The 22,016-nt window shown below is 39.5% G+C and carries 13 protein-coding genes and 3 tRNA genes; 1 reads left to right on the forward strand and 15 read right to left on the reverse strand.

Features of this window, described 5'->3' with window-relative positions; genetic code table 11:
- Window positions 1–13 precede the first annotated feature (13 nt).
- The 8 genes from SJY37_RS13365 to SJY37_RS13400 all read right to left on the reverse strand — a co-directional run bounded on the left by SJY37_RS13365 (window position 14) and on the right by SJY37_RS13400 (window position 15,319).
- The gene (locus SJY37_RS13365; protein WP_379953225.1) at window positions 14–7,501 is read right to left on the reverse strand and encodes a choice-of-anchor L domain-containing protein; all 7,488 of its coding nucleotides are present in this window, start codon (window positions 7,499–7,501) and stop codon (window positions 14–16) included.
- Window positions 7,502–7,842: 341 nt separating this feature from the next.
- Window positions 7,843–7,916, reverse strand: a tRNA-Arg gene (locus SJY37_RS13370).
- Between the two features lie 14 nt (window positions 7,917–7,930).
- Window positions 7,931–8,005: transfer RNA gene (locus SJY37_RS13375), tRNA-Pro, on the reverse strand.
- A 71-nt stretch (window positions 8,006–8,076) separates the two neighbouring features.
- A tRNA-Ser gene (locus tag SJY37_RS13380) sits at window positions 8,077–8,165 on the reverse strand.
- A gap of 210 nt (window positions 8,166–8,375) precedes the next feature.
- A complete protein-coding gene (locus SJY37_RS13385) occupies window positions 8,376–10,136 on the reverse strand; it encodes a T9SS type B sorting domain-containing protein (protein WP_298328064.1) in 1,761 nt (586 codons plus the stop codon).
- A gap of 98 nt (window positions 10,137–10,234) precedes the next feature.
- Window positions 10,235–12,919 (reverse strand): DNA gyrase/topoisomerase IV subunit A, encoded by a 2,685-nt coding sequence (locus tag SJY37_RS13390; protein ID WP_298328061.1) that lies wholly within the window; start codon window positions 12,917–12,919, stop codon window positions 10,235–10,237.
- Window positions 12,920–12,938: 19 nt separating this feature from the next.
- Entirely contained in the window at window positions 12,939–13,364 is a 426-nt protein-coding gene (locus tag SJY37_RS13395) for a hypothetical protein (protein WP_298328058.1), read from the reverse strand.
- A gap of 95 nt (window positions 13,365–13,459) precedes the next feature.
- Window positions 13,460–15,319: a DNA topoisomerase IV subunit B gene (locus SJY37_RS13400; protein WP_298328055.1), complete on the reverse strand. Its 1,860-nt coding sequence runs from the start codon at window positions 15,317–15,319 to the stop codon at window positions 13,460–13,462.
- Between the two features lie 202 nt (window positions 15,320–15,521).
- On the opposite strand from SJY37_RS13400, the gene SJY37_RS13405 reads away from it, so the two are divergent.
- Complete coding sequence (locus SJY37_RS13405) at window positions 15,522–16,277, forward strand: hypothetical protein (protein WP_298328052.1); 756 nt, start codon at window positions 15,522–15,524, stop codon at window positions 16,275–16,277.
- A 1-nt stretch (window position 16,278) separates the two neighbouring features.
- Here the strand turns inward: SJY37_RS13405 and SJY37_RS13410 are convergent, their stop codons facing one another.
- The 7 genes from SJY37_RS13410 to SJY37_RS13440 are packed head-to-tail and all read right to left on the reverse strand — an operon-like array spanning window position 16,279 to window position 21,949.
- Window positions 16,279–16,527, reverse strand: a complete 249-nt coding sequence (locus tag SJY37_RS13410) for a phosphopantetheine-binding protein (RefSeq protein ID WP_298328049.1) — start codon at window positions 16,525–16,527, stop codon at window positions 16,279–16,281.
- Between the two features lie 53 nt (window positions 16,528–16,580).
- Entirely contained in the window at window positions 16,581–17,852 is a 1,272-nt protein-coding gene (locus tag SJY37_RS13415; RefSeq protein ID WP_298328046.1) for a beta-ketoacyl synthase, read from the reverse strand.
- On the reverse strand, window positions 17,852–18,286 hold the full coding sequence (locus SJY37_RS13420) for a 3-hydroxyacyl-ACP dehydratase FabZ family protein (RefSeq protein WP_298328043.1): 435 nt from the start codon (window positions 18,284–18,286) through the stop codon (window positions 17,852–17,854). Before SJY37_RS13420 ends, SJY37_RS13415 begins: the two co-directional genes overlap by 1 nt.
- Window positions 18,283–19,071 (reverse strand): SDR family oxidoreductase, encoded by a 789-nt coding sequence (locus SJY37_RS13425; RefSeq protein ID WP_298328040.1) that lies wholly within the window; start codon window positions 19,069–19,071, stop codon window positions 18,283–18,285. The genes SJY37_RS13420 and SJY37_RS13425 overlap by 4 nt, the downstream gene beginning before the upstream one ends.
- A 3-nt stretch (window positions 19,072–19,074) precedes the next feature.
- A complete protein-coding gene (locus tag SJY37_RS13430; protein WP_298328037.1) occupies window positions 19,075–20,127 on the reverse strand; it encodes a type III polyketide synthase in 1,053 nt (350 codons plus the stop codon).
- The gene (locus tag SJY37_RS13435; RefSeq protein ID WP_298328034.1) at window positions 20,124–20,831 is read right to left on the reverse strand and encodes a methyltransferase domain-containing protein; all 708 of its coding nucleotides are present in this window, start codon (window positions 20,829–20,831) and stop codon (window positions 20,124–20,126) included. The genes SJY37_RS13430 and SJY37_RS13435 overlap by 4 nt, the downstream gene beginning before the upstream one ends.
- Window positions 20,831–21,949 carry an NAD(P)/FAD-dependent oxidoreductase gene (locus tag SJY37_RS13440; protein ID WP_298328031.1) on the reverse strand — a complete coding sequence of 373 codons (1,119 nt, stop codon included), beginning with the start codon at window positions 21,947–21,949 and terminating at the stop codon, window positions 20,831–20,833. The genes SJY37_RS13435 and SJY37_RS13440 overlap by 1 nt, the downstream gene beginning before the upstream one ends.
- Window positions 21,950–22,016 lie beyond the last annotated feature (67 nt).

Consider the following 22,016-nt stretch of genomic DNA (forward strand, 5'->3'; position numbering starts at 1 on the left):
AGATGATAATTGTTTATCGCTTTAATGTAAAGTGTCCGTTTACGGTTCTTTGTGTCCCTAGCTCGTCTACTTCTGTAAACTCTACTCGGAACCAGTAATCACTTGACGGCATAGGCTGTCCATTAAAGGTACCGTCCCATCCAGCACCTACTGGGCTGATTTGCTTTAGGAGTTTTCCGTATCTATCAAAGATAAAAATCTTTGCATTTAAGTTTGGTGCCACTCCTAGTCCTATGATATTCCATGTATCGTGGAAACCATCTGCATTCGGTGTAAAGAATCGTGGGTAATCAATTATCCCTATCTCTACTTCTGAGATACTACAGTTACCACTGGCCAGTCTTCCAAAAACAGTGTGTGTTCCTGGAGTTACTCCTGTAAAAGTAGTACTACTCTGGAACGGCCCATCATCAATTGCAAACTCATATGCTGAAGCGACATCTGCTCCTGTAACATTAATTACTTCTACCGTGTATAATCCGCTATTGTTAAAAGAAGATTCTACAACGACCGCTTCAAAAACGGGAGCACTCTCTGCGCTATACACCGCTTCTGCTACATAATCACAGCTTGTTCCATCTCCATAAGTAGCGGTAATCATCACTTGATACGTCCCTGCAGCGTCAATAGTCACCTCAGGGTTTAGCGATACTAATGCGCCATCACGTGTCCAAACATAACTATAAGTAACCCCAATCTGCGGACTCTCCACCGTACCATCAATGGTAAATGGATTAAGCGCTTCGCCTGTAATCTCATCTACACAAATCTGCCCGCCTTCTTGAGTTAAGTTAGTGTATGGTAACGGTTGTACAAATATCTCAAAATCTACTACCGTGCTACTCTCACAGCTACTAGCCGTGTTTACGGCTCTAGCATAAATCACTTGCGGATTCGTTATGTTTTCAAAAGCACTAGGGGTAGCAATCGCACTTGTCATCGCCTGCGCATCTGCAAGGCTAGTGTAATAACTTACGGAAGTTGCTGCGACGTTTCCAGTGATAACAGCGTTTTGCTGAGTAAGATCAAAAGTTGCCGTACTCTGCTCTGGCGCGATATTTACTCCAAAATCGTCTGCACATTGCACGATATTATCTGCTGGGAATACTTCTGGTCGTGACTCTACTGTAAAGATGATGCTAGTAAAATTCACACATCCTGTCGTCGCATTTTCTATACGCACAAATAATTCCTGATTATCTGCCACCGTGTATGGCGAGCTTAGCGCTGCTGCATTTGCAGTCGCTTGTACTTCTAGTTCGTGGTAAGTGATAATAAAATCACTGGTTACCTGCGGCGCAGCAAGTAATCCAGCTAAATCTGCGAGGGTCGTAAGATCTACACTTCCCATCGCGTCATCACCATCAAATTCTTCACAGAAGGTATAATCTACAGGTCCTGCTGCTGCCAAGATCGGTAGCGGATTTACTACTACTTCAAAAGGAACGACTACAAAACATAGATTTCCGTCGCTATCCAAGTCGCTGTTTCCTGGCACATCACGTTCCACCCTTGCGTATAATGTTTGGTTGCCAGTCACGGTATTGATAAACGCAGTCACATCTGTAATGGCGAGCGTAGTGTCTTCTGGGTTCGCTTCCGCGAAAGCGAGTTCTGTATACACCGTTATATTTACCGGTTCTGCTCCCGCAATCTGCGCGATAGCAGGTGTTAAATCAAAGACTTCAAAACCATCTGTTGCCGAACCTGAACCTGCATCAATCACTCCATCACCATCTGTATCGATATCTGTAGTCGTGTCACACACTTCTAGCGCATCTGGATTAGTATTTGGTGTTGGCAGTGGTAATACTTCGATATTAAAGGTCGTTCCATCACTACATCCTGCTGGACTTGATACTACCGCTTGGATGGTTTGAGGGTTTAATATGTTTGTATACGCCGAAGGATCTGTAATAGGAGTTCCTGCGTTCAAAGCAGCAAGACTCTCATAATACGTTACCGTAAGCAGCGGATCACCACCAGTGAGACTCGCTTGGTTTACGCTTAAGTCAAACTCCGTAAAGGTGTCTGTATCATCATCACAAATCATGAGATCTAGATCATCACCATTCGGGTTTGCCGTAGGTGGTGTCTCTACCGATATCTCAAATGAACCAATGGCAGCGCATATATTTGGAGAGCCGTCACTTACTTGCAAGCGTACCCAGATAATTTCTAGTGGTGCTATCTGTGTTGCTGTATAAGCGGTAGGGTTTACAATTGGATTGATTCCCAAATCAGCATCTGCTTGTGTATTATGGTAGGTAATGATAAGGGTTGCTGGATCTTGCGTTCCTATAATCGTAGACTCATTTTGGGTGAGGTCAATAACCTCCATTAGATCATTATTATCATCACAAGCTGCAAGGGTTGCTAGTGTTGTAGGAAGTTCTGGAATAGGGAACACAATAAGCTCAAACTCATAGATCTTCGTACAACTTGTGGCTGTCGTAGCGTCTGTATCTTGTGCAACTACATATAACGAAGTCATTCCTGAGATATTATTATAAGGAAGGGTAATATCTATCTGACCTGCTCCCGTATCTGCCGTTGCATTATCTAGTGTTTCATAAAAACGCAAGTCTATGTTTGTTACTGTTGCTAGTAAGTCGTCATTATATTGTTGCAGGTCAAAAGCTCCAAAGCCGTCATTATCCTCATCACAAGCAACTGCAGCTGGTAATGGCTCTCCAATTACTGGTAACGGATTCACTTGAAGGTCTACCGTAGTCTGAGCGCCACACATTCCTGCTTGATCGCTAGTTACTAAGATAAAAATGGTCTGCGGACTCATTCCTGTATTTACATAAGCTGTTGGAGTAGAAATCGCATTGGTTGTCCCAGCATCTAAGTCTGCTTGCGACTCATAATAGCTAACACTTAAAGTGGTGTCTCCTCCAGTAATTAAAGTATCAAGGCTTGTTAAATCAAAACTTGTAATTCCATCAGTATCGGTGCCTACCAGTGCTCCTTCGCTATCACACTCCTCAAAAACGCCGGGAGGTGTGATCGCTGGAATCATCGCTATGTTAAGATTGAAAGTGCCAACTACCGTACATCCTGTAGTTGTATTTTCTAGACGTACCCAGATTGGTGTGGTTGGTGCACTTGCTAAATAGTTCAGCGGATCGGCAACTGGCATATCACTTACGCTTCCTACCATAGCTTCTGCGCTAGCAAGGGTTTCATGATACGTTAAAGTAACATCAGCAGTAGTTTGTGTTCCTAGAACAATCGCATCATTTTGAGTAAGATCAAAAAGTGCTTGTCCATCTTCATTATCATCGCAAGAGGTAAGATCTGGAATCACCGCAGGTAGCACAGGTGCTGGTTGTACGATAAGTTCTAGTTCGATAACACGGTAACACTGGGTTGCAGTTGCTGGATCCGTATCGGTTGCTCGTACAAATATTGTTCTAGATACAGTCTCATAAGCCGCCGGTGTTGCTATCGATGGACTGCCCAGTTCCGCGGAAGCGAGTGTCTCATGAAAAGTGAGTGACATAAACGTCTCTCCATTGATGATATCTGCAGTTACTTGACCTGTAAGATCAAATACTGCGTCTCCATCATTATCTACATCACCATCATTTGCCATGGTATCACATTCTTCTACCGCTACAATAGTGGTAGGTGATGGTAGTGGGTTTACCACTAAAGTAAGCGTGGTGGTTTCAAAACAGCTAGTTACTATATTTTCTACTCTAGCAAAAATAGTTTGGTTAGCCATTACGGTGTTTTGATATACATCTGGAAGTGCTGGTGCACCTGCATCGGCATCGCCTTGGGTAAGGTGATAGCTTACTGCCCAGTCATCATTACCACCAGTAATTTCATCATCACGGCTACGTAAATCAAAACTCGCAAACTCATCGGTATCACTACCACTCTCTAGATCATCACAAAGCTCATATTCGGCAGGTTGTACCGGAGTAGGAAGCGGATTCACAACAAGAGAAAGGGTCGCTATATTACTACAAAAAGTAGCCGTGGTCGTTGGTTGCGCCGTATCTGTCACCACTGCAAAAACAGTTGCCGTATTGCTGGTGTAAGCGCTAGGAGTTGCTATGGCAGGAGTTCCAGCTTCCGCGGAAGCGAGAGAAGAAAACCACACCACACTGTGGGTTGCAGGGTCTAGACCTCCTAAAATATTTACCACCTGTGTACTTAAATCAAAAATCTGTAGTCCGTCGCTATTATCATCACACAATGCAAAAGGAGTTGCATTTTCATTAGGCATTGGAGTGTTAAGCACTCTCAAGGTAAGCGGTGTTGTGTCATAACAACCTATCGCATTAAACACACGAGCAAAAATGATCTGCTCAAAAGGGTCGTTATTGATATACATTGCTGCGTCCAGCTCTTGGCCTACAGGCGCGTTATCTGCATCTGCTTGGGTAAGGTAATAAGCAACACTTAAACTAGGGTCACCACCAGTAATTTCAGTATCTCTAGATGAAAGCACAAAAAAGTCAAACACACCATCATTATCATCATCACAAGCCTCATAGTCGGCTGGAGTGACAGCCACAGGTACTGGGAAACTACGGATGCTCATGCTTGTAGTTGAAAAACAACCTGTTGTATTATTAGTCACACGAACTCCTACAATCTGCGGATTACTCGTGGTGGTAAACATGGTACTATCTGGAATGCTTGCATCGCCAGTAGTAGCGCCAGCGGCATCTAAGTGATAGGTCACTGTAAGATTTGCATTAAAACCACTAGTGATTTCTGCATCTTTTTGAGAAAGATCAACCGTTGTAAAGCCATCGACCACACCATCTTCATCACACACTTGAAGTTCTGACGGCGTGATAGCCACAGGATTTTGATTAACAATAGTCTCAAAATTCATCGCAGTATCAAAGGTCGTACACGTGCTACTCGTACTTCTTAAACTATAGAAAATAGTCTGCGGATTACTACTGTTTGAAAAAGAAGTAGGACTTGCAATCGCCACAGGAGGTGTTGCTGTGTAAGCCGCTATACTCTCGTAAAAAGTAACTTCTAGATCTGAGTCTCCACCAGTGATCTCCGCTACATTCTGCGTTAAATCAAAAGTAGCTGCATTTGCTACAGCAGAACAAGTCTCAATACTACTGATTGTAGGAAGGAATGTTGGGTTGGGAGTCACTGTAAGTCTCACGTGCTCTCCAAGGCCTACACAACCATTATCTGTATCTGCCTCTACACGAACCCAAATATCTTGAACGCCACCAGCACTTGTGAATAACGGATTGTTGCTATAAGCAGCAGTATCTATAATAGGGTTAATCTCAGATAAGGCTTCTTGCTCTGTTTCATAATAAGCAACAGATACTACTTGTGGTGAGAAAAATGTTTCTATCGTAGCAGTAGCGCCAGAGAAATCAAATACAGCAATACCATCACCATCAGTATCACACTCAATCTCATCTGCAAAGAATGTTCCTGTTGGAATTTGAGAAGCACTCACAATTAAGTTAATAACTCCTTCTCGTGAACATCCATCTAGGTTTGTAACAGTCACAGCAATAGCCTCATTAAAAGGAGAACCACTGTTTATATAAGCCGTAGGATCAGTTATAGGTGTGCCAGAAGCGTCTACATAAGTAAAAGTCTCGTTGGCCGAATTTGTACTCAACTCGCTTTGTGACTGTGTTAAGTTTAAAGTTGTAACACCGTTTGTATCATCATCACACTGACGTAAAGTTACTGGTGTGGTTAGGACTGGGAGCTCACCTACCACAAGTGAAATATTTCTAGTAGCAAAGCAATTTACGTCACTATTATTTTCCACGCGTACTACAATAGTTTCACCACCAGCATTAGAATTAGTGTAAGCAAGTGGTAAAGGATTGTCATTATTGTTAGCATCTACACCTCCACTATGAAAGCTCACATTGAATAAAGTAGGGTCTTGAACTCCTAAAATAGTATCCGTAATACTAGATAGATCAAAAACAGTTATTCCATTAGTATCGTCTCCATCAGTAGCATCGTCACAAACTAAAAATGGCCCAGGATCATTTGCTACAGTTTGGTCGCTTACAGATATTACAAACGAACCTACATCAAAACAATTTGAACTTAGCATGGTCTCTATACGGACAAAAATCTCTTCTGATGGACTTGTGTTTGTATAAGCCCCTGGGTTAGATATGTTATTTATATCCATTTCTGCATCCGATTGAAGCGTATGAAAAGTAACCATTACATCTGTTTGCCCTGAGGTGATAGCGGCTAACTGATCGTTTAAGTTAAATACTTCAACTCCATCGCCAGATGGATCATCGCAAACCATAATATCCATAGGATCATTATACATAGCAGACGCAAACTCTATCGCTACCGAATCCTCACCTATACAACCACTACCAGTATCTACTAAAACTTTATATTGACCATCAACCATTACATCAAGCGTTCCATTAACTTGAGCTGGAACAAATGATTCAAACATACTAGTTGTAGTATTAAATTGTTGCCACTCAAATGTTGTAGTTGCAGTTGTATTATCTGTTGCATCTAGCGTTATAGTCTCTCCTTCACAAGCAGCATTGAAATTAATACCAACTTGATCTGCTCCAATATCTACACCCAAACTCAAACTACCACCACGCAAAAATACAGCTGAGTCAAAACCGTTATCAGAACGATCTGCAATTACCATTTTGAGCGTGTACGTTTCATTAGGTACTATTGCTACTGTCGTTGTGGTCAATACTGTAGTCAATCCATCAAACTGAGTAGGGATATCATTAAGATTATCATTAGAATTACTTACATACAATTCTGGAAAATAATTTACACCTAAGTCCTCTGAACCGCATAAAAATCCATTGATGGCATCTTGCGTAGGATCTAAATGTATTGTTGCTGTACTTACAGCAACATTTGAAGATCCTTGTATAGCAGCAATATTAGTACCTCCAAAAGCAGTACCCGAGTCATCTGGAATTCCTGGACCTTTCACTAAAAAAGCAAAACCATCTCTGAAATTATCATCACACTCAAATTCATTTTCATACTCTTCAGAAGCAAAAATAAATTCAAAATCTACAGTATCGATATTTGAAGAAAAGGTAAATTCAAATACAGTAGCATCATTTGTAACAGCTACTGTACCATATAAGTTGTCTAATATTGTTTGAAGGTCAGTATCTCCATTCCAGCCACCTGCACTATTGCCACCTCCGTCATCATTGGGACCTTCTGCTAGGCGAGCAAAACCCGATGTAAGGATAATTCCATCTTGAAAAGGAAAATTAGAACCGTTTGCATTAAAATACCCCCAACTTTTCTGATTTGAATCTGTAGCACCTCCGGGATTTTCTTGAAAATTAGTAAGCGACACATCGGCACATGAAGATCCACTTATAAGTACATTTTGGATGAGCTCTTCTGCAGTAAAAGCAGATTCTGGATAAACTGGATTATTAACAGCTATACTCTGCGCTGATGAACTATTGTAACAAGAAAAAAATAAAATAATAGCTAGTAAAAATACTCTCATATAAAAATGCTTGAAATTTAAAAACAGAAAAAAAATATCTAGTGTATGAGTTTAGATAGAGATTTTCAAAACCTTCAGTATGTAATTAATAATTGACTATCACTGTTCTGTTTTATAGAACAGTTGAGATTATAAAATCCATAACAAACATTGAAAATTAATTCTCATAATTATTGAGAATACTAAAAATTTCTAAGCTATTGATTTTAAGGTTCGAATATATAAAAACATCGAGCTATAAATAAGAGGATATCCTCATATTGTGACAAAAAGAGTTATTTAATTAAAATCAATCCAAAAAAAAACCACATTCTAAAAAGAATGTGGTTTTTAAAGTGATGTGAGCCCTGCAGGATTCGAACCTGCGACCGCCTCCTTAGAAGGGAGGTGCTCTATCCAGCTGAGCTAAGAGCCCTAATCAACAATAAGTCGGGGTAGCAAGATTCGAACTTGCGACCTCCTCGTCCCAAACGAGGCGCGATAACCGGGCTACGCTATACCCCGAAATATACACTAGGTGTATAAATCTTTAAATAACAAAACAGATGGTTACTCATCTGTTTTGTTATGACTTGCGGAGAGACAGGGATTCGAACCCTGGGTAAGTGTTTCCACCTACGACGATTTAGCAAACCGCTCCTTTCGGCCACTCAGGCACCTCTCCTTTAATAAAATAATGAACTTGCTTGTTGTAAGCGGATGCAAATTTACATCAACAAATAGAAGAAAACAAGAATAATTTCAACTTTAATTCAAAAAAAAATAAAGATTAAATACTGCACGATTCTATTTGATTAAAAATCAGATACTCACCTCTAATTATTGTAAATAAAATAATTTAAAAAAAATAACATTTTCGCGAAAGCGGTATACCTTAATACCTTCTTAAAGCAAAATATCCAGTAAACGTCACGTTTGAACGCGTATTTGCTTTGTACCAAAAACCATTATCAAAAAGCATTTTACCTTGATAGCTTCCATCCCAACCTTGCCCATAGGGAGAAATGGTTTTGAGACGCTTTCCAAATCTGTCATAAATTTCTATACTCGTAACTATCTCTCCATTTACCACTACTCCCCTAACCTGCCAGGTGTCATTAACACCATCTCCATTAGGAGTGAAATATTTTGGAAATCCCGGGTCTGGTTTGATACGCCTGCTATCCATTCCACAACCGTTGCGGTCTCTTACATAAACTTGAATATCTGTCGCATTAATATTTGTAAGTAATGCACTAGATTGATAAGGACCATTCTCACTCGTGCTAGAATATTCAAAATCACGTTCCTCTTCTAATTCTACTAGAACGTTTACCGTGTTTCCTTGGTTAGAGATTACTAAGTTATCAATGATGGGAGGATCAATTATAGCCACCTCAAATGAATGTGTAGCGGTACAAATAATAGTTCCAGAGTCAATAACTGTTTGTGTACTCACCTCCACCATATACACTCCTGAAATATTTATAGTAACTTGAGCGTCTGAGGATATGGTCGCCATTTCACCATCATTTATTGCACTCCATACAATACGCTCATATGAATCTGGATAGCTTAAGATAAAAGGAACATTATCTCTGCAAATCTCATAATTTTCGGCGAGATCAATTATGGGATTTAAGTCAACCATTTCACCTGTAATCCCATCTGTATAAGGACCACAACCAAAGGTGGTCGTAAAGCTTGTTTGCGTGCAATTTTGCGCCTCTCCAGCGGCATTAAAAGGTGTTATGGTTACATAATACGTAGTACCTTCAAGAAAGTCCAGTACCGCTGTAGATGTAGCTAGACCAATATCTGTATTTGCAAGCACGTCTGATCCTCCTGGGATTGTACCTATTCTTATAAGATAACCCTCTACATTAGTCACTGCCTGCCATTCAAGTATTGGTGTGAGCGCAACTTCAGTTGCTCCATCTATTGGCGCTATAAGTTGGGTGCAGACTGGTACTTCCGTGGCAATATTTTCTGTAGTAAATGAGGTTTCTGTACAGCCTGTTGCTTGTCCATTCTCATTATATGATATCAGCGTAACATAATACGTAGTACCCGGATTAAAGTCTGCAGCGCTATTGTAAGTCAACATATTACCCAAGTTTTGACCATTTACAACATCTACCGCTCCAGGTGATGTACCTATGTTTATGATATAGCCCGTAGCTCTAGGTGCATAAGGCCAACTTATTGTAGTGTTTAAAGAAACGTCTACGGCTCCATTTACTGGAAAACTTGCTTGCGTACAAGACGGAATAACGGTAACATCTTCCGTAGTAAAAGACTGACTATTGCATGACTGCGAGCCACTTACAAAAAAGGCTCGGACCGTAATGTAGATGATGGTACTTTCTGGCATTCCCTGCGGAGGATTAAAACTCGCTGAAATACCTACACTAAAATTATCAAGTACATCTGTACCTCCTGCAGTAGTACCTAAGTCTATAAAATAATTAACTGCTCCGGCTACTGGCTCAAAACTTATTGGAGCAATTACAGAAACATTGATTTCGCCTTGAGCTGGAGAAATAAGCAAAGCACAGCTGGTGTCTTGAACGGCCGCTTTCGCGAAAACGTGAAAAACACAAAACAATCCTATTAAATAGAACCGTAGGCAACTCTCTTTACTGCTCAAGTTCATTCCACAAAGTTTTCAAAATAAAGACCTATCAAATATACTGACTAGCCGTTAAAGCATCTTGTAGGAAAAAATAGGTGTGATTTTAAATCAATTAAAGTCTAAAATAAGGAAGTTTGCGACTCAGAATCATCTTCATCGTTGCCTACTTCACCATCTGCTTTTTTTGCGGGTTGCGAAGAACTCTTTTCTGGAGTTACTTCTTCCTCACCTACCACTTCAATATTTTCTTTTTCCTCTTCTACCTCCTCATAAGGTAAAGACTCCATCCAGTTTACACCTTTAAGCTTTTCTGTATAAAACGTATTACCCAGAGCACTTATACCTTTTACAGCTATAAAGTCTTCCATGGATACAATCTCATTTTCCTTAGCCTCCTTACCTCGTTGCTTGTAAAATATCATTTCGGCTACTGGTCGCCAGTCGGTAGAAACTAGTTCTAGCACGCTATTCTCATGATCAGATATAAATGTTTCTTCTTTATCTGGAGTATCTATGAGGAATCGCTTACCATAATAACGATCCTTATTACCATCCCAATAGATAGCTGTAATAGGCTTTTGAGGATTCCATTTTTCTAGGACAATCATATCTTCATCAAAATGATGTGTTACCTCTGGAATAATCGTGCGCACATTACCATGCTGATTGATAATCAATAAACGGTCGTCTGGACGAAATTCACCCAGAAGATCTCCGCGCTCGTCAAGGTTAAGGCGTTGTACTGTATTATCAAACCATATCTTACGTGGTTTAAGTGTAGACAGCCCTTTTTCTTTAAGCTCTACAGATTTTACTGCATTTTTAGAAACGATGTTACCCTTAGAAGATCGGCCTTTTATGATGACATCTGCAAAGTCTATTTCTAATCGGAGCTTCTTTATGGAGGCAACTGCTCTCAAGTATACTGTAACTAGTTCTGCCTCTCCATTAGGATTTGCACTAAAATAAAGTACCTGAGCGCTCTTCTGGTCTCCAGCCAGCTTGTAATCATTATTACGAGTAACAGAGGTAACGTTAAAGCGCTTAACGTACGTAGGCAATCCATTACCTGCTCTATAAATCATATTATATGTTGTACGCTTATCCTTTTTCTTGAAAATGGCTACATGTAAAATATCTTTACCAATAAAGGTTTTAGATTCAACCTTTACCACCATCATCGTTCCAGACTTTGTAAATACAATTACATCATCTATATCAGAACAGTCGGTTACATACTCATCTTTTTTGAGGGATGTTCCCACAAATCCTTCTTCACGGTTTACGTAAAGTTTCGTATTTCTCAATACTACCTTGGCTGCTTGAATATCATCAAAGATTTTAATCTCTGTTTTACGTTCTTTTCCAGCTCCGTAGTCCTTTTTTAACCTTGTGAAATAATCTATCGCATACTGCGTAAGATTATCTAAGTGATATTTTACTTGAGTGATTTGATCCTCTAGTGCATCTATCTTCTGTTGTGCTTTATCTATATCAAACTTAGAAATACGTTTTATACGTATCTCCGTTAATCTTGTGATATCCTCAACGGTAACCGCTCTTTTTAAGTGACCTATATGTGGTTTTAAACCATCATCTATAGCTTTAATAACGCCATCCCAAGTCTCTTGTTCTTCAATGTCACGGTAAATTCTATTTTCAATAAAAATACGTTCAAGTGAAGCATAATGCCATTGGTTTTCAAACTCACCTAGTTGAATCTCAAGTTCTGCTTTTAATAAATCTTTTGTGCGGTCAGTAGAGCGACGTAACATCTCTGTTACTCCCACAAAGAGTGGCTTATTATTTTCTATAACACAACTTAGTGGTGATATTGATGTCTCACAATTTGTAAATGCATATAATGCATCAATTGTTTTATCTGGTGAGATCCCAGCAGGAAGATGTACTAATATCTCTACGTTTGCAGAGGTATTGTCTTCTATTTTTTTAATCTTAATCTTACCCTTGTCATTTGCTTTAAGAATAGAATCTATAAGCGATGTTGTGGTCTGTCCAAAAGGCAACTCAGTAATAACGAGCGTGTTTTTATCTTGCTGACTTATACGAGCTCTACAACGTACTTTACCACCTCGTAATCCATCTTTATAGTCAGTAAAGTCGGCTATACCAGCCGTTGGAAAGTCTGGATATAATGTAAATTTCTTGTCCTTAAGATGCTTGATGGAAGCATCTATTAGTTCTATAAAATTGTGAGGAAGTACCTTTGTACTTAAACCTACGGCAATACCTTCTGCTCCAGATGCTAGAAGCATTGGGAACATTACAGGTAAATTTATAGGCTCCTTCTTACGACCATCGTATGATGCCTGCCATTCTGTTATTTTTGGATTGTAAACGACATCAAGTGCAAACTTGGTAAGTCTTGCTTCTATATAACGAGAAGCTGCTGCGCGGTCGCCAGTTAGAATATTTCCCCAGTTACCCTGTGTATCAATGAGTAGATCTTTTTGACCTATTTGTACCATAGCATCACCTATACTCGCATCACCGTGAGGGTGATACTGCATCGTGTGACCTACTACATTTGCAACCTTATTATAACGACCATCATCAAGCTCTTTGAGAGCATGCATAATACGACGTTGTACCGGTTTGAATCCATCTTCTATAGATGGAACGGCACGCTCTAGGATTACATAAGATGCATAATCTAAAAACCAGTCTTCAAACATCCCCGAAACTCGAGTGATGGTTTCGCCTCCACCGTCCACTACTTCAGCAGGAAGTGTCTCTGGGTTTAATTCTTCGTCTTCGTTATGGTCGTTTATTTCTTCGCTCATTAATTGGTTGTAATAACACTTACTTTTCTAATGGTTCCATCGTGTCTTGCCACGGCGTTACAAATACATTTATAAATCTATGGTCGCCATAGGTTTGAACTCGCACTTCCCTTTTGGCTTCATTTTCCTTAAAGCTTGCAATAAAGCAATAGTTCATAGTATCTGAGGTCGTCCCTTTAACGCTTTTCAATTTCAACTTTTTTAGAGCACCTGTTTCGTTTCTTATCGTTTTATAAAAAACTACACCTTCATCACTCTTCAAATATCCCTTCAAATCGCTAGACACAGAAAATTTTCTGAAATCAATTGGCTCATCCCTCATTACGGCTTTGGCAAATCGTTTTGCTTCTCCTGTATTAATCTTCATTACCGTATTAATTACTGCAGAGGCACACCCCATCAATAAAATACTCACCATCGCAATAAATGTAAATCTCCTTATCATATTTCTTGTTTTAAAGTTCTATAACTATAGACGCTTAAAAACTTGTAATGGTTGCCTCAATCTTTCTTTATTCACGTTTTCGCGAAAGCGGACTACTAATCCTCCTCCACTACTCTATCTAATTCTACCTTGAGATTTTCAATAATAAACTTCTGTCTATCTGGCGTGTTTTTACCCATGTAGAAAGACAATAATTCTTCAATCATCAAGGCTTTATCTAGCATTACTGGCGCTAGCCTTATATCTTCTCCTATAAAAAACTGGAACTCATCTGGTGATATCTCTCCAAGTCCCTTAAATCGAGTAATCTCTGGCTTTGCGCCTAAGCGCGCCATAGCATCTGCCTTTTCTTGATCACTATAACAGTACACCGTTTCTTTCTTATTACGCACCCTAAAAAGAGGTGTTTCAAGAATATATAAATGTCCTTCTTTTATGAGCTCTGGGAAGAACTGCAAGAAGAAGGTGATTAGTAATAATCGTATGTGCATACCGTCAACATCGGCATCTGTTGCTATCACAATGTTATTATAACGTAAGTCCTCTATAGACTCTTCTATATTAAGTGCAGCTTGCAATAGATTAAACTCCTCGTTTTCGTAAACGATTTTCTTTGAAAGTCCGTAGCTATTAAGAGGCTTTCCTTTAAGACTAAAAACAGCTTGCGTGTTTACATCACGTGACTTTGTAATTGATCCAGATGCAGAATCTCCCTCGGTAATAAACAACGTAGTCTCGAGGTTACGTTCTTTCTTACTATCTGTAAGGTGGATACGGCAATCTCTTAATTTCTTATTGTGAAGGTTTGCTTTTTTTGCCCTATCTTTTGCTAGTTTACGTATTCCAGAAAGATCCTTTCGCTCACGTTCTGCTTGTAATATTTTACGTTGTAAGGCATCGGCTACAGGAGTGTTTTTATGTAAAAAGTTATCAAGTGCAGTTTTAAGAAAATCATTAATATACGTTCTCACGGTAGGTAACTCACCTCCCATATCTGTAGATCCTAGTTTGGTCTTCGTTTGCGACTCAAAAACAGGCTCCATCACTTTAATACTAATCGCAGATACAATTGACTTTCTAATATCTGATGCCTCGTAACTCTTATTGTAAAACTCACGAATGGTTTTTACTATGCTTTCGCGAAAAGCTGCCTGGTGTGTTCCACCCTGCGTTGTATTTTGACCATTTACAAAAGAGTGATACTCCTCAGAATATTGCGATTTACTGTGTGTTATGGCAACCTCAATATCTTCTCCCTTTAAGTGGATAATATCATAAAGACGATCTCCCTCTGCAATGCTTTCTGAAAGTAAATCTTTCAGTCCATTTTCAGAAAAGAATTTCTCACCGTTAAAAACAATGGTAAGTCCTGGATTAAGATACACGTAGTTCTTAATCAAACGTTCTACATACTCAGAGCGAAATTTGAAATTTTTAAATATCTCACCATCTGGAACAAATGACACTTTAGTACCACGCCTGCGCGAAGTCTCATCTAGTAAATCTTGATTCTGTAATTCACCACGCTCAAACTCTGCACTTGCAGATTTTGCATCTCTAGTAGATTCTACTCTAAAGTAGCTAGATAATGCGTTTACCGCCTTAGTACCTACACCGTTTAGACCTACAGATTTTTTAAATGCACGCGAATCATACTTACCTCCCGTGTTCATTTTTGAAACAACATCCACTACTTTTCCAAGCGGAATACCACGACCGTAATCACGAACGATTACTTTTTCTCCTTGTATGGAAATCTCTATGGTCTTCCCGGCTCCCATCACAAACTCATCGATACAGTTATCAAGCACCTCTTTTACAAGGATATAGATACCGTCATCTGCGCTAGAACCATCACCTAGTTTACCTATGTACATCCCTGGACGCATGCGGATGTGCTCCTTCCAATCGAGCGATCGGATATTATCTTCGTTGTATTGTGTTTCTTGAGTCATAAAATGTCGTGGAGTCGCTAATATAAGGACTTGCAATGGCTTAAAGAACCTCAAAATAAAGAAATAATTAACAATTTTAAAAATAGCATTGTTGATTACCAAATTCTCTATGCTTTCGCAAAATGTGATTAAATTATTCTCTCTCCTTTTTCTTTACAAACCATGCGATTTGTATCTTTCTATCCTTACAAAGTTAGATTTTATGGCAGTACTAAATGGATTAAATCGAAGATTATTATTAATTGCCTTTGTGGGTGGTGCTATCGCTATATTGCTGATTTATAGAAACCAAACAACAACGCCACCCGAAGTTCATACTGCCGAAGATTTATTAGAAAAAGTAATGAACGCCAGTGGCGGAAAAGTGCGTTACAACAACATAAAAAACATACGCTTTAAAAAAGCTTTTCATCTATACCATGAAAATGGAACTGTAGAAATAGATCGTGTCGAGTTACATCAATATGATTTTAGTGAGGGAACTCAACGCAATGTAAGTTGGTCATCAGGTACTATAAATTATGAGCTCGTACAAAAGGACTCAGATATATACCAGACTATAAATGGAGCGACAGACACTACCACAAAAGTTTCACTACAAAATAAACTAAACGCCGCTACTTTCGTTTTAGGACTGCCCTACACTTTAGATAGTGATAGTTCGACAAAAACATACAATGGCTTACAAGATTTTGAAGGCGTACAAGCACATGAACTGGTCGTTACATTTACAGGCAGCAAAGATATCTGGAGTCTTTATTATGAGCCAACAACGTTTGCATGGCTAGGTTACTGGGTGCAAACCTCAGATCACTACAGCCTCGTTATTAATGATGAAATGACAGAGGTGGATGGATTCCAATTTTCGCGAAAGCGTACAAGTTATCGCACAGATTCTTTAAAAGTGAGACAATATCTAAGAGCAGATTACGACTACTCTAATTATAAAATAAAGTAACCTAAGACTGTACTTTTGCCTCGATAACTTCGATAGCAGACTGCACTGTTTCCATCTTTTCTATCTCATCATCTTCAATAGTAATATCAAAGTGATCTTCTACGTCAAGCACGATATCTACAAGGTTTGCAGAGTTTACATTAAGTTCTTGAGTTAAGTGGCTTGTAGGTTTTATATCATCTACAGACACGTCTTCTGGTAAGTAAATTTTGATGATATTCTTTAGTGCTTCGTAGTGTTCGTTATTCATAATATTATGTGTAAACTGTGATAATTAACACAGTATGTTATTTTTATCTCTAGTTATTCAAATTTCTTAAAAATCATACAGCAATTCACATCGCCAAAACCAAAACTAGCTTTTGCCGCTACCTTTACAGGCATATCGATGGTTTGTGTGAGTACTTTACCCTGAGCTACTCGCTCTAATATTTCCGGATGTATGTGAGCAGAGTTAATATTTCCAAAAACACGACCTTCCTCAAGTTCTAAAATAGTCGCTACGGTCTCAATACTCCCAGCCGCCGCGAGACAGTGTCCAGTCATGCTTTTAAGCGAATTGATATAAGGAAAATCCTCTCCTTTCAATTCAAGAGCTTCACTCCAATTTGCAATTTCTGTTGGGCACATTCCTGTAGAAGTGAGATGCCCATTTATGGTATCAATTTCCGTCGCAGATACTCCTGCATTTTTAACTGCAGTTTTTATACAATGCTGTACAGCCTCACTGTTAGGTGCGGTCATCGTCCCACCATTACGCTGTCCTCCACTATTTACTGCACCACCCAAAATTTCGGCATATATCTTTGCCCCTCGTTGCTGTGCACTTTCAAGAGTTTCTAGCACTAATGCTCCGGCTCCAGCGCCTGGCACAAAACCATTTGCATCTTCTTGCATAGGCCTGCTTCCAGCTTCTGGATCTTCATTATATTTTTTTGTGAGAACGCGCATCGCATCAAAACCTCCCCAAATGTAAGGGCCGCTATCGTTGCAACTGCCCACGAGCATTCGCACTGCATCACCATTGCTCACACGCTCATAGCCCATAAGTACGCTTTCTAGTCCTGTAGTGCAGGCACTAGAATTTGTAGTAACTTGGTTTCCACAACCTAGATACCCTCCTAGATATGCACTAATACCGCTTGCCATCGTTTGCACGACAGAAGTACTACCTAAGCGGCGTACTTTGCCTTCATCGGTGAGGTAAATAGCACTTCTAAATTTTTCGGCGCCTAGTAGTGATACTCCAAAGACAATCCCGCTATCATAATCGACAGTATCTTTATCTGTAGGCGCGAGTCCAGCGTCTGTCCATGCATCTACTCCAGCTATCATTCCGTACTCAATGCCAGAGCTCTGTAAATCTCGAAGTTGCAAGGCTGTAAAGTAGTTTTCGAGCATTCCTTCCGGAATTTCTGGCTGCCCAGCAATCTGACACCCAAAATTGAGGTCTGCTAGTTTCTGATGAAATTTAATTCCACTCTTACCTGAGAAAATGGCATCAGAAAATGCTTTGAGCCCTATTCCATTAGGTGCACAAACGCCCATTCCAGTTATAACTACTCTATGCTTCATTATTTAGTGCTAAAAATTCCTGCAAGTGTTCCTTTTACACACACCTCATCTTGCGCATTAAGAAGCTTCACATTACATTTTAATTTATTAAATCTAAAATAGGCCTCTTCTGATATAACGGTCACTTTCTCGCCAGGCATCACAGGTTTTAAAAACTCAACATCTGCGCTAGTAAATGCTACTTTTAAGGCAGCTAGATCTTGACCTGCCAACTTAGAAATACCCAAACTTACTAAACCTATTTGCGCCATGCATTCTGTGAGTATCACGCCAGGTGTAACAGGATTACCCTTAAAGTGTCCTTCATAAAAATAAGATTCTCTAGAAAATGTATAAGAACCAACAATATATGAGTCGCCCAGCTCTTCTATCTGATCTACAAATAGAAAAGGCGCCGTATAAGGCAATAACGCTATAATCTCTTCACTGCTCATCGTATGTGTTCCCCTCCGTCTACGGGAATCACAGCGCCATTAATCCAGGCTGCTTCATCACGTGTTAACAAATACACAGCATTACCTACATCCTTAGGCAGTGTTAATCGCTTGTAAGGATTACGTTGCTGTGCCATTTCTTTCATATGCTCGCTCCCTGGTATGAGGCGTAAGCTCTCTGTATCTGTCACTCCTGCTTGGATACAGTTAGACGTAAGTCCTAAGGGTGCAAACTCTAATGCAATCCCTCTCGAGATGGCTTCAAGAGCAGCTTTGGCTGCAGCAACTGCGCCATATTGTGGCCATGCTTTGCTGCTACCTTCACTTGTAAATGCAATGGCTCTTGCAGATGGGGTAAATAATTCCGCTTTCGCGAAAGCGGATACCCAATCATAATAACTCACCGCCATGGCGTCTAGAGTACCTTTAAAATCCTCATTGCTAAGTGTGGCACTATCTTCTGAATATAATGGCTTCAAATTACCACGGGCGATGCTATGCACCACTACTTTTATTGCTCCTGCGCCAACTGTATCCTTTATTTCTGAGATAGTAGCTTGACGCTTATCTGCATTAAGGGCGTCTGTATTATATGATAAAATGGTCGCTCCAGAAACTTCCATCTCGCGCATAGCGTCTTCAAAAGCTGCTATCACACTACGACGAGATCTGTGAATGATAATAATGTTCATTCCCTCATGCGCTAGTTTCTTTGCGGTGGCTAGCCCAAGACCTGAGCTACCTCCTAAGATTACTGCGTATTTATTTTTATAAGATTGACTCATCACTTACCATTTTAATAATACACGTTGCGCCGAAAACCCTGGACCAAAACTCAACATAATTCCTAAGTCACCTTCCTCACATTCTCTATCAAGAAAACGTTCTAAAACGTACAACACAGTAGCACTACTCATATTCCCATATAACTTAAGCACCTCTTTAGTATCATCTATATTTTTACCAAGCTTACCAAAAAGATCTTCAACCGTTTCTACAATCTTACGCCCTCCTGGATGAAATATGAGATGATTTACATCTTCTATACTATATCCATTCTTTTCTAAGAAAGGATGAATTATATCTGGAAACTTATCTGCTATCTGTTGTGGCACTCGCTGGTCTAAAATCATCTGCAATCCTGAATTCACAAGCTTAAAGCCCATCATTTCCTGAGCATCATAAAAGTGATACATTTCTGTATCCACTATTTGCGGCCCGCTATCTTCTTCTTTACTAGACATGAGAACGCAAGCCGCACCATCTCCAAAGATAGCTGCACTCACCACGTTTACCATGGAGTAATCATCATGTTGAAAGGTAGCCGTAGGACTTTCTATCGCTATAACAGCCGCTCGTTTTCCAGGATTTGCTTTAAGAAATTCATTTGCATATAGCACACCACTTACTCCAGCAGCACACCCCATCTCCGTTACCGGTAATCGTACAATATCTTGGCGTAGTTTGAGCGCATTAATTAAATATGCATCTAGGGAAGGAATCATAATACCCGTACAACTTACCGTAATAATATAGTCAAGGCTAGTACCATCCCATGAAGCTTTAGTAAGCGCTTTAGATAATACTTGCTCTCCTAGCTTTACAACCTCACGAGTATAAATGTCATTCTTTTCTTGAAAACTAGTAGCTGTAAATACCTCTTCTGGCGCCATAATACTATAGCGCTTATCTACTGCTGCATTACCAAAAATCTTCTTAACCTTTCGTTTAAAACGATTTTCTTGCCCATCTAGCCATATTTCTAGAAAAGGCATTATCTCTGCTGTAGTACGTGAATATTGTGGTAACTGTTTTGCTACCGTCGTAATGGTTACGCTCATATAGTTTTTATCACCCACAAATATCTAAACGCCCATTTCCACTGTATGGAATAATTGTCTAGTGCAAGTTGTTTTGAATAGGTTTCTAATTCTTTTCTTCTAAAAGAGCGGGCAATGCTCACTCTTCCGTCGTATTTGGCAATCTTACTTTTCATAAATATACCGCTAAAAAGCTGAAATAAACGGTACGCTATCTTACTTCGCTGTAAATCGTTTACTATGATACCAATACTTGCCAATTTTTTAAATTTCTCCATAAACACAAGTAGTTGTTCATCAGAAAAATGATGCATTGTTAAGGTACAGATAATCACATCACATTCAAACGTAGTCTCATCTATCGTTAATATATTCTGGCGGCTGAAGCTTAAGTTATCAAAGTCCTTAGATTTCTCTCGGGCACTATCAATACTTTTATCATTAATGTCTACCCCATAAAATGAAATATCATTAGCACTATTTTTAAAGTGCTTTGCTATGTGTCTTAATACTTCTCCATCACCACAGCCCACATCTACAACGTTCCATTTCTTTTTCTCAGGATGTGCACTTATTAAATCTTCTAGCGCTGTAATCGTAATATGATTACCACCTAGGTATTTATTTACCGTAGCGAGATCCTTCAATGCTAGATGTAAGTCTGCCTCTGGTAGACTGGGATCATCCATTAACTCAGGAGTAGTACTACGATTTTTAAAATTCATTATGTTATAAGATTTCCATGTGTTGACTGTATCACGCTTCTCAATAATCTAGGTGATTTTTGAAGTATTCCTACCCCTAGTCTAGTTATTGTTGCGTTATGCAAGCCACGTTGTATAAGCGCCCCGTTACGCATTCTGGTCGCAAAGGTTTGCTTCCACTGCTTCGTATATTCTTTTTCTAGCTGCTCTCGCTTTCTTGAAGTTTGCAGGTGTCTTATAAGACACTCACTTGCAATCTTTGCGCTATGAATTGCCATTGCCATACCGTTACCGCATAAAGGATGTATGAGTCCTGCACTATCACCTATCATTAATAAGTGATTCTCCACCGCAGATTTATCTTGAAATGAGATCTGACTAATGGTGAGTGGTTTTTCAAAAATTGGTTCCGCTTGCGCGAAAAATTCTTTTAAATAACGATTCTGCTCTAATACCTCAACTCGATATGTGTCTAAATCTTTATGCTTCTTAAATGAATTTACATCTGCGAGGTAACAAACGTTTATTGCATCTGTTTCCACTTTTGATAATCCGCAGTAACCTCCTGAGAAATTATGTAATGCCACTAAATCTTCTGGGAATTGTCCAGCATAATGTGCTTTTACACCCATCCAAGGGGATTTTGTACTTATAAATTTTCGCGAAAGCGTGATATCTAATCCGCTCCTCTTACCATAGGCTCCAAGAGCATAGGGTGCTCTAAAACTTTTATCTTTTGTGGTAACCTCAAATTGCTCTCTCCCGAAAGTAACATTTGTAGCGGTTGCCTGCTCAAATACCAATCCTAGGCTTATAGCTCGTTCATACAAAGCTAGATCTAAAGCATACCTGCTGATACCAAAACCTCCTAAAGAAAGTTCGATTTCGAGTGCATTGCCAGAGAGTCCAGAAAATTGAAAACGATTTATTTTCTTAGCGCCATTATTTATAGGATAGATACCCAACGCGTCTAAATATGGCAATACTTCATTTGAAACATACTCACCGCAAACCTTATGCTTAGGGTATGTATTTTTCTCAATAAGCATCACAGAGAAGTCAGCTTGCAGTAAGTGTACAGCGGCTGTGAGTCCAGCAAGACCTCCACCTATTATTATGATATCGCAATCTTGTTCCACTATGTGAATTTACAGATTAGATCGCATAAAAAATCCCCAAAACATAAGTTTTGAGGATTTTGTGATT

It is taken from the genome of Dokdonia sp. R78006, from assembly GCF_042466145.1.
Taxonomy (GTDB): domain Bacteria; phylum Bacteroidota; class Bacteroidia; order Flavobacteriales; family Flavobacteriaceae; genus Dokdonia.